The sequence below is a fragment of the Bradyrhizobium sp. USDA 3240 genome (assembly GCF_054063295.1).
The window spans coordinates 3222508-3237537 of the sequence record NZ_JBSSGD010000002.1; the positions used below are offsets into that span (position 1 = coordinate 3222508).

General features: G+C 59.2%; 11 protein-coding genes. 6 read left to right on the forward strand and 5 right to left on the reverse strand.

Going from position 1 to position 15030, the window contains the following annotated elements; genetic code table 11:
- Positions 1 to 17 precede the first annotated feature (17 nt).
- The 6 genes from ACVIGA_RS16020 (at position 18) to ACVIGA_RS16045 (ending at position 8209) form a co-directional block, all read left to right on the forward strand.
- On the forward strand, positions 18 to 2102 hold the full coding sequence (locus ACVIGA_RS16020; protein ID WP_456667110.1) for a right-handed parallel beta-helix repeat-containing protein: 2085 nt from the start codon (positions 18 to 20) through the stop codon (positions 2100 to 2102).
- Entirely contained in the window at positions 2099 to 3235 is a 1137-nt protein-coding gene (locus ACVIGA_RS16025) for a glycosyltransferase family 4 protein (protein ID WP_456667111.1), read from the forward strand. Before ACVIGA_RS16020 ends, ACVIGA_RS16025 begins: the two co-directional genes overlap by 4 nt.
- A gap of 39 nt (positions 3236 to 3274) precedes the next feature.
- Positions 3275 to 5350, forward strand: a complete 2076-nt coding sequence (locus ACVIGA_RS16030; RefSeq protein ID WP_456667112.1) for an FkbM family methyltransferase — start codon at positions 3275 to 3277, stop codon at positions 5348 to 5350.
- A gap of 33 nt (positions 5351 to 5383) precedes the next feature.
- On the forward strand, positions 5384 to 6136 hold the full coding sequence (locus ACVIGA_RS16035; RefSeq protein WP_456667113.1) for a methyltransferase domain-containing protein: 753 nt from the start codon (positions 5384 to 5386) through the stop codon (positions 6134 to 6136).
- A 72-nt stretch (positions 6137 to 6208) separates the two neighbouring features.
- Positions 6209 to 6880: an acyltransferase gene (locus ACVIGA_RS16040; protein WP_456667114.1), complete on the forward strand. Its 672-nt coding sequence runs from the start codon at positions 6209 to 6211 to the stop codon at positions 6878 to 6880.
- A gap of 36 nt (positions 6881 to 6916) precedes the next feature.
- Complete coding sequence (locus tag ACVIGA_RS16045; protein ID WP_456667115.1) at positions 6917 to 8209, forward strand: lipopolysaccharide biosynthesis protein; 1293 nt, start codon at positions 6917 to 6919, stop codon at positions 8207 to 8209.
- A 114-nt stretch (positions 8210 to 8323) separates the two neighbouring features.
- Here the strand turns inward: ACVIGA_RS16045 and ACVIGA_RS16050 are convergent, their stop codons facing one another.
- The 5 genes from ACVIGA_RS16050 to ACVIGA_RS16070 all read right to left on the reverse strand — a co-directional run bounded on the left by ACVIGA_RS16050 (position 8324) and on the right by ACVIGA_RS16070 (position 14801).
- The gene (locus ACVIGA_RS16050) at positions 8324 to 9082 is read right to left on the reverse strand and encodes a hypothetical protein (RefSeq protein WP_456667116.1); all 759 of its coding nucleotides are present in this window, start codon (positions 9080 to 9082) and stop codon (positions 8324 to 8326) included.
- Positions 9083 to 9086: 4 nt separating this feature from the next.
- The gene (locus ACVIGA_RS16055; RefSeq protein WP_456667117.1) at positions 9087 to 11324 is read right to left on the reverse strand and encodes a polysaccharide biosynthesis tyrosine autokinase; all 2238 of its coding nucleotides are present in this window, start codon (positions 11322 to 11324) and stop codon (positions 9087 to 9089) included.
- A gap of 112 nt (positions 11325 to 11436) precedes the next feature.
- Positions 11437 to 12066: a hypothetical protein gene (locus ACVIGA_RS16060; protein ID WP_223974080.1), complete on the reverse strand. Its 630-nt coding sequence runs from the start codon at positions 12064 to 12066 to the stop codon at positions 11437 to 11439.
- Between the two features lie 60 nt (positions 12067 to 12126).
- Positions 12127 to 13569 carry an O-antigen ligase family protein gene (locus tag ACVIGA_RS16065; protein WP_456667118.1) on the reverse strand — a complete coding sequence of 481 codons (1443 nt, stop codon included), beginning with the start codon at positions 13567 to 13569 and terminating at the stop codon, positions 12127 to 12129.
- Positions 13570 to 13604: 35 nt separating this feature from the next.
- Positions 13605 to 14801, reverse strand: coding sequence for a polysaccharide biosynthesis/export family protein (locus tag ACVIGA_RS16070; protein WP_456667119.1), 1197 nt, complete (start codon positions 14799 to 14801; stop codon positions 13605 to 13607).
- Between the last annotated feature and the right edge of the window lie 229 nt (positions 14802 to 15030).

Consider the following 15030-nt stretch of genomic DNA (forward strand, 5'->3'; position numbering starts at 1 on the left):
CGATTCGAGTGTCAGAAATGAATTCTGCCGTAATGCCGTCGGGCCGGTCCCCTCTCGTTGCTGGGCTCGCGAAGCCTTGCCTCGCGTTGCTGCTGGCAGTCCTGACGAGCGCATGCAGAGCGGACGACGTTTCCATCAACGTTGAGGGCACTCCCACGAGCGTTCCCGGCCAGGAACGCACGGTCAAGGCCGCCTCGCTCGCTGAGGCAATCGAATTCGTGCGGAAGGATGGAAAAGAGCGCACCGCGCCGGTGACGTACAGGATCAACCTGCCCGCCGAAGCCCAGATCTTGAGTCAGCCTCTTGCCATTTCCGGTCCCGAGCCGCCCGCGGGCTCCAGCATCATCATCCGCGGCGCGCCCGGCGGCACCAGGATATCAGGAGCGACCTTCGTACAGAACCATCTCAAGCTGTCGCGCTCCAGAGACGGACGATACGAGTACACATTGCCGTTTTCCGATTTACCCGGAGAAACGGCGCAGAAGCTGCTGAGGAAACTCTCGACGATATCGCCGAGGCAGCTGATGATTCGAGCCAACGGCAAGACGCTGCTGCGATCCACAAGGTGGCCCACCAGCGGCTTCCTGCCGGTGATCGAGATCGCCGGCGATCCGCGGAGCAACACGGCGACCATGGCGTTCGCCGATCTGCCGGACGGGGTGCGCCGCTCCTCCGATCTCTGGATCGGCGGATACCTCACTGATTCCTATCTCTTCGTGAACGCACGGGCCCTTGCCGTCAATTCAAGTGGCGTGCTGACGGATCGAAGCCGGTTGAGAGCAGACGGCAAACCTCCCGAGAGGGTGTCCTTCTACAATCTGGCAGCCTTTGCCCAATGTAACTCGTTTTTCTATGACGCGTCGGCGAGAACGCTGAACTTCTGCTCCGAGGAGCCGATCGAGACCCTCGAGGTGCCGGTGCTCGACACCCTGCTGGCGATTTCCGGCTTTCATAATTTGACCGTCCGAGACGTCGTCTTCGAACTTGCGATCGAGACCGCCGTGACCGTGCGCGACAGCGTGGCGATCAATTTTTCGAACGTTATCGTCCAGCTGGCGGGCGCCGATGGAATTGCCTACACGAACTGCAGCGACTCCCGGATCGATCATGCGAGCATTCGCGCCGTCGGCAGGCGCGGGGCGTGGCTGTCCGGAGGTGACCGCGCCAGCCTGACACCGGGGCGTATTTCGATCGAGGACAGCAGTATCCAGGACTTCTCCCAGATTTACCGTACCTTTGCTCCAGCGGTGCAACTGGATGGCGTCGGGATGAGCGTACGTCGAAGCGTCATCTTCAACGGACCGCAGTCCGGAATCATCTATTCCGGGAACGATCATGTCATCGAAGACAACCTCCTGGCTCAGCTTGTTGCCGAAGCGGGCGATTCAGGATTCATCTACAGCGCACGCGACTTCACCAGCCAGGGCACCCTTATTCGCCGAAACGTCCTGCTCGGAACGGGCGGACAGTACTTTAACGATGCTCGGGGAATTTATCTCGACGAGTTTTCCAGCGGGAATCTCGTCACCGACAACGTCATCGTGGGCGTCCCGTACGGGATACTGATGAACGGCGGTAAGGATAACAATTTACTGTCAAATCTCTTCATCCTAAGTTCGCCGTCGATTTGGGCGGCCGCATTGGGATATGCATCGTGGTGGCAGGTATGGCGCAACGATCATATGCACGTTCCGGGCGGGCTCAGCGTGAGGAATTTGTATAGCTTGCCCGTCGATAGTAAGCGCTGGACGAGCCGCTATCCCGAAATCGCCGGCTACAAGCATTCGGACCTTCTCCGACCCGAACGAAATCTGATCGAGGGAAACAAGTTCATGGGTGCCGGGTCCATCACGGCCTTTGACGGCGATATTCCCACTGCCGAGGTCCGGAACAACAGTGCGGTCGTGTACCAAGGCAGCCTTCAGCTTCTCGAACGTTTGCGCAACTGGATTGCGCCGTCACAACTCGACGAGACCCTCGCGCTCATCTCGTCCGAGCTCGATCGCCATGGCTTGACGGAGCACATTCCATTGCGTGTCCCGGATCGAGCTGGAGCACAGCTGCCGGGGGATCGCTTTGCAACGCTGTCCGAGTCCAAATGAATAAGAAGCGTGTTCTGATCGTCTATCGGTCCTTTTTTCCGTCGTTGTCACATCTCGGACCCGCCACCGCGATCCGTAACCTGATGCACAACATGTCGGACGATTATGAGTTTCACCTTTTGACCCTCAACCACGATTTCACCAGTGGCGCCGCCATGTTCAAAACGCCCGTTCATCGCGAGCGGATGGGGGCTGCCACGGTCGAGTATATTCCGAGGGGCCCTGCCGGCTTGCGCATTCTCTTCGACCGCGTCAGGGAGGACTTCGACGTCGTCGACATTCAGTGCGCCTTCGATCCGCTGGTCGCGATTCCAACGCTCATCCTGAAGCGCCTGGGATTTCTGAGAGGCAAGCGCGTCTTCCACACGCCGCACGGTATCTTCATGGATGTGATCATGTCCGCGTCCGCCCTGAAGAAGCGGCTGTTTTGCCGCCTGGCCGATTTGACCGGCCTCTATCGCGGGGTCGTTCACCTCGCGGGGTCTCCCGCGGAAGAGCACGATATCCGCCGCAACCACCTCCGCCGCCAGGAGGTGCTGATGGTTTCGCAATTCGTCGAGAGCGGAGCGCCTCGACCGACCAAGAAAGAAAAGCCGCCGGGACAGCTCAGGATGGCGATGGTCGGCCGGGTGACGGTGCAGAAGAACGTCACCTTTGCGCTCGACGTCGTGCGCCGCCTCACCGTCGCGTCCTCGCTCGATATCTTCGGCGAGGTTGATGACAGTTCTTATGCGCAACAATGCGTCGAGATGGCCCGAGCCGGGACCGGACAGTGCGATGTGACGTTCAAGGGAAACCTGCCCAAGGACGAACTGTTCGCGCAGCTGGCGGATTATGACGTCCTGCTGCATCCGACGCTGGGGGAGAATTTCGGTCATTCGATCGTGGAGGCATTGACGCTCGGGCTGCCGGTGCTGATCAGCGACAAAAGCCCCTGGACAGACGTCGCGGCGAGCAACGCGGGCTGGGCGCTGCCGCTTTCAGAACCGGAATCCTTCGTCGAGAAGCTCGAAGCGCTTCACGCAATGGGGCCGGAGGAGTGGTCCGCGATGAGTGAGGGAGCCCTTCGCTACAGCCGGGCAACCTTCGACGGCCGGGCAACGTCCGAGCGATATCGACAGGCGTACGGTTGAGTTCCGGGTCGTGTGCCTGAGGAAGAGGAATTTCGCAAAATGCAATTGATCACCATCCAGAAAGGCGTGTTTTGCGCGCTTCGCCCGTCGCTATGGCGGCTATTGAGCATGCGGATCGCTCCCGCCATTGAGCACAGGGAGGCTCTGTCGCGCCTTTCCTTTCAGACGGTCGTGGATGTCGGCGCGAACAGGGGGCAGTTCGCGGTGATGGCGCGGCGGCTGTTTCCGCAGGCGCAGATCTATTCCTTCGAGCCCCTATCGGAGCCGGCCGCCCGCTTCACCGAGGCTCTCGGCAGGGATGACAGGGTTCGGCTGTTTCCCTGCGCCATCGGCCCGGCGTCCGGGCCGGCCAAGATCTACGTCACGAGCAAGGACGATTCCTCGTCGCTCCTGAAACCGGGATCCGCCCAACGCGAAATATTCGGGGAACAGACCGCGCGAATGGATGAGATTGCCGTTCGCCGGCTGTCGGACTGTCTGGAAGCAGGCACCATCCGGGGGCCGGCGCTTCTAAAGGTCGACGTTCAGGGCGGTGAATTGGACGTCCTGGAGGGATCTGCCGATCTCATTAACCAATTCGAGGCGCTGTATATCGAGTGCTCGTTTATCCATCTCTATGAAGGCCAACCGCTGTTCGGCGATATCTCGCGCTGGACGGAGGCACATGGATTTCGGCTGGCAGGTGTATATAATCAGTATGTTGATCCGCAGCATGGCCCGGTGCAGGCGGACTTTCTTTTCCTCAAGACGACCCCCGCTGGGGCCGGGCCCGCGATGAGACTACCGGTCTTCGTCACAGAGAATCTCGCGATTCTGCGCAACCTCGCAAAGGGGGGCGCATTCAACGCCGCTGGGCTCGGCTTCACCTTTTATGTGGTCGCGATCTGCTATCCCGGCATTAAAGCCACTTCGGCCCAGCTGATGGATTTGCGGAATGGCCTTACCACTCAGGCTGATGTTGGAGGGTTCAGCCTGTTCGTCGCGGTACCCGCGCTCTTGCTGGGCTTGTTGGTATTCGCCCGTCACGGCGCGTATGCGGCGATCCGCCGAACGCAGCCGATTCTGATCTTCCTCCTGGTCTACTCTGGCCTGATCGTTCTCGCGTCGGTGGCCGCAGCCGAATACATCGAGTCGTCAGGGCAAATTGTCCAGTACGTCATCACACTGGGAGCTTTCCTGCTTTGTCTCTGCTTTTGGCAGGCGCCTGCGCAGAGCGTGGACGACGCGCTCGCGATGGGATTCCTGGCGCTGGCCGCATCCCTCAGTGCCGCCGCGGTTGTTCAGGGATTTCACGAGTATCGATGGGTCGGTTTGATCCACCCTAATCACTATGCCCGATATGCCTATATCGCATTGGTGCTCCACTCGTTGGTGGTCAAGCGTGTGAGCTTGCCTGTTTTTCTGATTTGCTTCGGCGCAACTTACGTCGTCAGTGCGCGAACCATCATGATAGGCACGCTGTTATTCTACCTTGGGTATCTCGCCTTTGCGAACTACCGGGCGCTCTTCAGTCGCGCGCAGCAGATCATCAACGTTCGCATGTTCGCAACCTTCATGATGACGCTCCCAGTGGCGCTTCTGATCCTGCCCTTCTTTACCGACACCGACCGGCTGATTGACAAGGTCACAAACGATCTGGCGCTGTTCGACCCGAATCGAGGAGTTCTTTCGGGATTCACCGGTCGCACCGAATCGTGGAACGTGTTCTTCGACACGATCGACGAGTATGTGTTCTTCGGATACGGCTTCCGTTCCAGCCGATATAATCTGCACGCGGTCCATAGCGGCATCTTGTCTTACTTCATGGACTTCGGCCTGCTGCTCGGTGGCCTCTTGCTGCTCGTTGTAGCCGGCCGCGGACTCTATCTGATCTGGATTGGCACGAAGCGCGGTGATCGCAGGACGTTGCTCTGCGGGCTGGCGGTCGCGTCCACGCTGCTGATCCAGTGGTTTGAGCCGGACAATTTCAATATCGGTTTTATAGGTTCTTTCTTCTTCATGCTCTTTCTGGCGTACACGCCTTCGGCAAAACGACAGTACGCGTCAACTCCACTGCGTCATGCGAGGTTGCCGCAAGGGCAGCCATCACTACATCCTGCAGCCGATGCCTCCTGATCATCAGCGCAGTTCAACGTCGGATCCCCCCATATGCCGCTAGATCATTTGCAGTCCTGCAAGGAAATTGTTCGCCACGTATTGTTTCGCCTTGGTGCGAACGAAATCATCAATGTTGCGAGGCGCGTGCGTGGTCGTGATACGAGCCACATGCACAAGGCTCAGCTGAATGAGGTATTTTCAGATATCTACGCAAACGGAACTTGGATCGAAAATGCGGAGCAGGTCAGCCTCTCAGGCTTGGGTTCTTCGCCCATCGCTACCGACTCATTGACCCGTCAGCTCTCACAGTTCTTGCGAGATGTCGGATGTACCAGGCTCGTCGATATAGGCTGCGGCGATTTTAACTGGATGTCTCGAGTTGCCGGCGATTTCGACTACCTCGGTATCGACATTGTCCCGTCGTTGATCGCTTCTCACAACGAGGTCCACGAAAATTCCAGGAGGCGCTTTGCCTGTCTGGATGCAACGAAGCAACCCCTCGAACGCTGGGGCGACGTGGCGATATGCCGTGAAGTCCTTTTCCACCTCTCGTTCAAAAATGCTCTAGCGCTCCTCAACAACATAAAGTCCGCCGGCTTCAACTACGTCTTGCTGACCAGCGACAGTTCCGTGTGGTTCAATTCCGATATTCGGGATGGAGACTTCCGGAGAATCAACCTGATGAGGTCTCCATTCGGACTTCCTGCTCCGAAGTTCCAGCTGAAGGACGATGGAGTCTCGGGCGGGCGGGTACTCGCCGTATGGGATGCCGACGCCCTGAATTCGATTTCCGGTACTGAGTGATGTCCTTTCGTCAGAAATTAATATCGCCGTTACCGGCCGTAGCGGCTTCCATCGTTTTAGGAGCGCATTGAAATGTTGAAGGCGGGCACTCAGATTTTGTTGTTCTTCGTACCTTGGTCACTTCGGCGCTGGGCCTTGAAAAATCTCTTCGGCTTTTCGATTGATGCGAACTCTCGCATCGGCCTTTCGATTGTCCTTGCTGATGAGGCTTGTTTGGCGAAGGGAGCCTCCGTCGGTCATTTCAACTACATCGGACGTCTCGATAGCCTCGAAATGCACGAAGGAGCGATGATTGGAAATTTCAATTGGATCACCGGACTTTCCCGAAAGCTGAACTCTCCATTCTTCAAGAAGAACCCAGGGCGGCGATCGGAGTTGCTGATGAAGCGTGCGAGTCTGATTGCGCACCAGCATTATATCGACTGCTCCGATCGAATCGAATTCGGCATGTACAGCGGACTTGCCGGAGTTCGCTCGCAATTGGTAACGCACGGCATCGAACCGCTGTCGTGTAGGCAGACCTGTTCGCCAATTATCATCGGCGACTATACGATGGTTGGATCCGGCTGTCTTATTACCAAGGGCGTCAAAGTTCCCAACTGTTGCTTGGTCAGCGCCGGCTCGGTTGTGGGTCATCTAAAGCCGGAGTCTTACTCGCTGATTGCGGGAAATCCCGCGGTTCATGTTCGCAAGGTACCAGAGACAGCAAAGTTTTTCTCGCGCACCGACGCAATCATCTATTGATTGCGAACTTGGGCCGCAACGCATGCGCTGGTCGACATGAAGCCGATACTGTTATCGACTCTTGCGGGGTGGCTCGCGCGGCTGCTCGCAATTCTTTTGAATCTGGTGGGCACTCCGATGGTTCTCGGCAAGCTGGGACCATCGCGGTTCGGTCTGCTCCTTGTTATTCTAAGTATCAGTTCGTGGATCGGGTTTGCCAATGTCGGCATGGGACGCGTGATCGCAAATGCCGTCGCTCGAACTCGCCGGAGTGCGAGCGCCTTCAAGACTGAAACCGTGTCGCTTGCTGTGGTGCTCGCAGCAGGTCTCAATCTCATGTTGTTTGGAGCTGCAGCGGTTGCCTTGATGATTTTCATGTGGCTGGCGCCGCTGAACGAGGCGATTCTCGCAAACTACACCGAGTTTATTGCAACGATTCTGGTCCTGTTCTTCGGCTTGGCCCTTTGGTTCTTCCTCTCGATCTTTGAGGGAATAGATGCAGGGCACCATCAGTTGCATCGGCTCTATCTGTTCCAGCTGGCGAGTTATGTATTATCGTTCGTGTTGCTGCTCTTTGTATTTCCGACCCATCCGTCGATCGTCTTCGCCGCTGTCCTTCTCAGTCTCGGTTTTTTACCAGGTTCAGTCTTCCATGCGCTGGACGTCGTCCGCCGGAACCGGAATCTGTTTTCAAGAGACTGGAGGTGGAAGCCCCGGATCGCCCGGCGCCTGCTGCTGAGCTCGCTCGACTTCACCATCATCAGCCTCGGGATAGGGATTTTATATCAACTCGCTACCGGCCTTTTCGGCTTCTTGGCGGGGCCAGAGGCTGTCACCGAACTCGGAATATTCATGCGGTTGATGCAGTCCTATGGAGGGCTCATCATCGCCTTTACGTATCCCCTCTCAAATATCGTCGCGACAAAGCTCAAGATGCGGGACGATTTGTCGGCCACGCGGATCGTGCGCCTCAGTGGGGCCATGCTGCTGGCAGGATCTTGCTTGGCAGGAGCGGGCTTCTGGCTGTTCGGTAATTTTGCGCTGTCGATCTGGCTGCATACAACGATCGAACTTGATCATCTGTTTCTGACGGGGGCATCGTTGCTCATCGTCCTGAGCGCCTTGCAGTTCTTCTTCTCCGCCTTGCTTATCGGCACCTCCAATATCAGGGAAGCGGCGAGGCTGCAGGTATGGCAGTCGTTGATCTATATTCCGATTGCTTGCGTTTTCTTCAAGATCTGGGGCCAGGAGGGCGTTGTGCTCGCCATGGACGCTGTGATGTGTGTGGGTGTTGCCATCATGATCAGATTTGTTCGGGGCCACTCCGTGCTCAGGGCAGCGCTCGCGTGATCACAACTGGCGGGACAGCAGGCTTTCACTGCGATCTTGATGATCGCTCTCCTGCAAGCAGCTCTCCCGGAGATGCGCTGATCGGACGGGGTGAATGTCACGTCGCGTAGCGTTTCAGCGAACGACCACAGACGTCCCCGGAATGTGAGGGTCGACACCCTTGCGTGCGAGCTGAACCGCAAATAGCTGCCGGTTCTTGACCGGTACCGTGTCCATTCGGCTGACCAGTTGGCTCTGGTAAGGCTGGGCCGCGCCAAGGAATATCTCGATGGCCTCCGCATAGAGCTCGGTCCGCAGCAGCAGGCAGAATTCGTCGAGCACCCTGGATTGGAGTGCTTCGGGAAGAGCCGGAAAGATGGCGAAGGCGGCGCGGTTTCTGGGAATGGCGAGCCAGCCCTCGTTGGGACCGACCTGGTAAGACATGTCCAGGTAGCCGATGTATTCCTGCCTGAGACCTGCCCGGAGGCTTTCGACCTGGAAGAGCGAAAACCAGAGATACGAATCCGAAGGCAAGCATGACAACGCGTTCAGAAGAGAGCGCCGGCTGCGTTCGAGGTCGGCGTCGATTGCCGACGATGCGTCCAACCTGCCTCTGACGATGGCCAGATCGACGACCGAGGTGTCGTGGGCGGCCGTGGCGCCGCAGGGAAGCAGATGGCCGGTCTCGAGATAAAGCCGAAGCTTCTCTTCCAGCTGATCCAGCGGGAAGGTCTCTCCGCGAACAATGCGGTTCGCGAATTGCTCCAACGGCAATTGTCGCCAGAAGGTCGGCAACGTGATGGCTGACCAAGCCACCCCGCCAAGTCCCAGGACGGCCGCAAGCAGACAAGTCATGCCAGTCGCGGCTGCACCGGTGAAATCGGCGCTCCTCAACGATCTAGCTCGGCTGCGAGTACTTGGGATCGTAGTAGTAGCTCGTCCCGTATCCTTCGTACCGCTTCAGAAGATTCGTGTCGGCCTTGTTCATCACCACGCCAAGCAGATTTTCACGAACCGACCGGGCGTTCGCCAATGCGCGCTCGAGAACATCGATATTGGTCTTGCCCCATTCGAGCACCAGGAGATAGGTGGGAATGAAATGTCCGGTGGCGCGGACATCGATCACCGGCGCCAGCGGAGAGAGGTCGACGATGACGTAGTCATACATGCTGCTGAAGCGCTCGATGAGCGCTCGCATGCCTTCGGACGCGAGGATCTCGCTGGTGTGTGCGATCGGGGTATGGATCACCGCGGGCAGGAAATCCACGCCGGTTGTATTCTCCCGAAGAACGACGTCTTCGAACTTGCGCTCCCCCAGGACAACCTCGACGAGGCCGGCGGCGGCGTTTGGCGCCATCAACTTCGTGAGCGACGGATTCCGAAGATCCGCGTCGATCAGGATGACCTTGTGTCCGGACTGAGCGCTGAGCAACGCAAGGCCCGCGGCAGTGGTCGATTTCCCCTCGCCGGGTAGCGCCGAGGAGAAGCCCACGACGCGGCCGCTGCGTAGTCGACTATTGAGGTCGATCGCGGACTTTATCGATCGGATGCCTTCGGCGTATCTGGAGAACGGCGAGCTGACCACGGCCCAGAAAGCTCCAGCCTCGGCTTGCATCTCATGCGATGACGGAGGGGTGTCGCTGGGCTGGAGAGCGGGCGCCGGAAGAACCGGAAGGGTTGCGAGGCAGTCAGCTCTCAGCAACCGCTCGACCTGATCGCTGGTGCGCACCACGCGATCGGACAGGTCCCTCATGAGGCCGATGCCAAAGCCCAGCATCAGCCCGCCGGCGCACGCCATGGAGAGGACGAGAACGGTCTTGGGACTGCTGCGCTTGGACGGCCGGCCCGCGCTCGATATGATGCGGGCTTCCGTGATCGGGAACGATTGCTGCTGAATGGATTCGGTATAGCGCTGCAGGAAGGTCTCGTACATCGATCGGTAGGTCTGGGAGTTGCTCTCAAGCTCCTTCAGCTGGACCTGGGCCTGGCCACCGATTTGAGAGCGGGCGACCGCGGCCTCCAGCGCGCGTTGCGCCTCATCCTCGCGCTGCTTGGCGATCTCGTAGTCGCTCTTGTAGGTTTCCGCGAGGCGGCCGAGTTCGGCGGTAATCGACTTAGCGATTTCACGCATCTGGTTGCGCAAATTGACCGCAGCCAGATGGTTCACCCCATAGCGAGCTGACAGGTCGGCTTCCCGGTTGGCGATATCCAGGTATTGCGTCCTCAGTTTGCTCACGACGTCGCTTCGCAGGGTGTCCGTTACCGTTGCGTCGCGAACGTCCGATTTCATGACCTGCTCGATGCGATCGAGGCGTGCACGCGCGTCCGCGGTGACCGTCCGTGCTGCGAGCAGCTGGCTGTTGAGCTCTGCGACCTGCTGTTCGGAGATCGACCGTCCGCCGGCATCGACGATGTTGTTCTTGCTCTTGAAGTCGACGATCGAGCGATCTGCGGAGATCGCCTGCTGCTTCAGCTCCTGGATGCGGCTGGAAAGCCAGTCGCCCGCACGGCGGGCCGACTGATACTTGGCGTCGAGCTGATCGTTGATGTAGGCCTCGGCGACGGCATTGGCCACCTGGGCAGCCCGCCCCGGCAGGGCAGAGCGATACGCTATCTCGATCACGTAGGTAACGCCTACGCGCTTCGCCGAGAGATTGTTCGAGAATTCGCGCAAGGCGCGGCGCTCGATCTCGTCCTGGGACTCATCGCCGGGTTCGAAGAGCTGGTAGAAATAGTAGAGGAGATTGCCGACGAAGCCTCCGCCATAACGGGAGAATTCGGGCTCTTGCGCCAGATGCAGGTCGCGGATCACCGATCGCGCAATGTTGTCGGACTTGATCAGCTCGAGCTGACTGTCCACGGCAGGCGAGTCGACGGGGACTTCCGTAAAGAGGGAATTCTGGGACGAGTAGGGCTGAAGCTTTCGCGTGTCGATGATGATCGTCGCCTGCGCGGTATAGGTCGATCGGGTTATCACGAGATAAGCGGCACCCAAGGCGAGGGTGATCAGCATCGTGACCAGAAAGATCGGATACTGGCGGCGAACGAAACCGAGGGTGGCCGCAAACATCTGATCGGGCGATACGTAGTCCGCGCGTTCGATCTCGCGTTCCTCGGGCTTCAGGAGCTGGAGCATTTTGGGATCATTGTGATGCGGCAAGCCAATACGGCCGCCTGTTTCGCAAGCAGTCGCTCACTCCGGCCTGGGCCGGTAATGTAGCCAATGCCGGATTGCCCCGGCATTGCTCTCACGGGCTTACTGAACTCGAAACGGTGCCGGAATTCGTGAACGTATTGCCCAAGCCGGTCACGTTCGACGTGTAGCTGAACATCGGCGTGTTGGTGCCGTTTCCGCCGATCTGCTGCGGAGCACCGCCCCCGCCTCCGCCGAACTGAAGCGGATTGGTCTGACCGCCGCCAGCACCGCCACCACCGCCGCCGCCGCCTCCGGCGCCGATCGGTCGGTCGCCGGCGCCTGCGGCGAAGGCCAGAACGACGTCCTGATCCTTGGTGTTGAGAATCGCCTGCTGGATTTCCGTGGCAAGACCGGGGTTGCTTCGGACGATGACCTTGGCAGCCTGCGCCAGGCCGGCGCCGATTGCCGCCTTCTGGTCCTTGTTGGCATTCGCGATCAAATTGATGATCGGCTGAAGTGTGGCAGGGTCACCCGAGACGAGTTCGCGAACGGCGCTGACGAGCTCGGCGCCACCGGTGGGATTCTTGGCAAGAAGCTCTGCCGGGTTGCTCAGGAATTGAGCAGTGGCTTGCGGCGAACGCTGGGCCGACGCTGGTGTCGGGACCTGAGTGGCTACGCACATTGCGAGAATTGCCAACGCTGCAACGCCAGTGATTTGTTGCTTAAAAGCGATTCGGAACATACCATGAACCCTTCCAAAAATATAACGATATCTTAACCGCATAGCGCCGCAACATCAACGTCAGTCGAGGCTTTCCGGACTTTGGTTCACTTCAAAGTTAACCGCCTCAGCCTCAACCTCGGCCACTGGCCTCTGCGTTTGCGCGAGCGCGGCACCGAGCAGGACAATTACAGTGCCGGCGTAAGCCGGGATCTGTAGGGAAAAATCAATCAGGGAGTGCAACACCGCGACCGTTGAGACGGCCAGGGCGGCGCGCGGCAGAGTACGGGAGCGTTGAGGATCGAGGCAGGCGCGTAACAGCATCGCCATTGCGCCAATCCAAGCCAGGACGACGATGGCCGCCAGGACCAGGCCACCTTCTGCGGCAATCTCAAGGGCGACGTTATGTGCCCGATCCCACACGCCCCAGCCTGAAATCTGGCTGCTCCGATAGGCGGCGAAGCTCCAGCGGAACGAGCCCAAACCGCTCCCGAGCCACGGAAAATCCGAAATCATGCGCACAACCGAGGCCACGACGCTGGCACGTCCACCGCCGGCTGCGCCTTCCGTTTCCAGCCGTTCGCCCAACCCGCTGTCGAAGATTTGGTAGATCGCCAGGATGACGACGACGGCGGCACCAAAGGCCAGCCAATTGCGAAGCCTGGGCGACATCTCTGATCTGAAATTCAGCCCAAAGGCCACAAGCAGGCCGGCAAAGCTGCACGCCACCCCGGCACGGGAGCCGGTCAGGACCAGTGCCAGCAAGCAAATGCAAAAAAAGCTGCCCGGCAGCGCAAGGACACGCCAATTCACGCCGGTGGTCGATGGGCGGCGGCGTTTGCCGGGACGGCGCTTCTTGCGCAGACTGAGGCGCCGGAACGTGAGCAGCAACCATACAATCGCGATCGACCCGAAATAGACCGCCGCCGCATTGCGGTTCGTGAACGTTCCGGTGAGATTGCCGACATAGGCGATCTTCTCGCGCCACAGCACCAGGTTGGGTTCGAGCGCGTAGGAGCAAATCGCGTAAACGGCATAGAGGCCGCCCGACCAGGCAATCGTGCGCAACAGGCGGCGCGAGAGTGTCTCGTCGGCGCCGCACATATAGCCGCCCGTGAACAGCAGCAGGTTCAGAAGCGGCGTGCCGATCGCGAGATAAGGCTGCCCCCTGGCGATCGACGCGCTGGCCTCCAGGGGTAATCCCAGAATCTCGCTGGCCACGGCCCAGATCGGATGGACCAGGGGATCGGACGGCGTTCGAGCCACGACCTGAAGGTAGAGGATGGTCGCATAGCTCGCGACGCCGACGGCAATGATGGCTGCAAGAAGAAGCGGTGAAGCAATCGCCGGCGGTCGCAGGGCAAGCCCGACCACCGCTATGCCCACCAAGCCGCACCAAAGCGAAATGGCGACGGAGGACACTGATGCAAACGGGAAAGGCAAAATGGCCACGGTCGCGAACAGCAGCGCAGCGAACGCATCCGAAGTCTGCCGCGGTTTGAGGGCGACCACCGCCGTCTGCAAGACGACGATATATCGCCGGTCGCTCCGCATGCGGATCAGGGTGTCGTTACGACCAGATTCCGAAGCGCCGCACCATTGTAGGCTGCAACTATCGGATCGTTGACCGTTGCGGTGACCAGCCTGATGTACGTCATCAGCTTCGCCGATTCCACCGCTGGAGCGTTCGACGTGTACAGAACGTCCTTGTTCCGGATCAGAACTTTCGTCGCCAGGAAGTACGTCGACGGGTCGCGCATGTTGAAATTATACACGATCGGGATGATCGGCGTCGTGAAACGGCTCACGTCGACGCCCATCATCGCGGCGATTTCGCGCCGCTCACCGCGATAGAGGAAGATCGCTCCGGGATCAGCCAGCGTATCGTTCAGGCCGCCTGCCTTGCCCACGGCCTCGGCCACCGAAATTCGCCAAGCGTCGAAATTGAACTGCCCCTGCTGGCCGGTTGCGCCAAAGGCCACAAACGTCTGCGGCTCACGATAGACGTAAACCGTATCGTTCGGATGGACCCAGATATTGTTCGACGGCTCGTACACCAGCGACCCAAACGGCACGGTCGCCTGCTTGCCGTTGCGCTCGAGCATGACCCAGGTGTCGAAGCCTTGTCCCTTGGGGCCGCCGGCACGAGTGATCGCATCAAGCAGGCGCTCGCCTGCAGCGTTTGCGGGATAGCGAACCGGATTGTTCACTTCGCCGAGAACACTGATGAGCGACGTCCGCTGATCAATGAGGGCGACGACAGCCTGCGGCTCGATCGCGCGATTCTTCAGCGCATCCGCAATCGCCTGCTGGACTTCGGAAGGCGTCCGGCCTTGCGCGCGGATAGCGCCGGCATAAGGAACCGAGACATTGCCGTTGTGGTCGACCGTCTGATTAGGCAGGGCGATGAAATTGCCGGGCCGAACGCCCGCTTCAACCGGGATAAACAGGCCGCCTGCGGCGGCCTCGAAGATGGTGACGCTGACGACGTCGCCGATGCCAAATCTGATTTCGCGGGGGGGCTGACGATCGGGATAGGTAACCGTCAGCTTGCCGGTATTGCGCGCCAGCACGGACACGATGTCTGAATTGACGCGGACCAGCGCATACGGAAGGCTGTTTTCATCGACCGGCGTCTCGCTTTTTACAGCTTGGCTGGACGGCCCCGACGTCGGCAAATAGCTGCAACCGGCCAGAGCAATCGTGGCGCTAAGCGCGATTCCGGCAAAAAATCTGATTTTAAAATAAGTCCCCATGCTTTCGGAACTATCATGGGCTCGGCGCAATCTCTAAGTGAATCTGCGTTGGGGCCGATTTTTGGGTTACCGTAGTTGCTGATCTGCAACGATCTTGCGGGGGCTTAACCAGCACCTAACCAAGCTTGGCACAGCAGCGCGATTTTGTGCGCTGGCTGCGAAGGTATCTCTACGCACGGAGGGCGACAGACGGCGGATTTGACGAATCTCACCTTGGTGATCAAAGAAT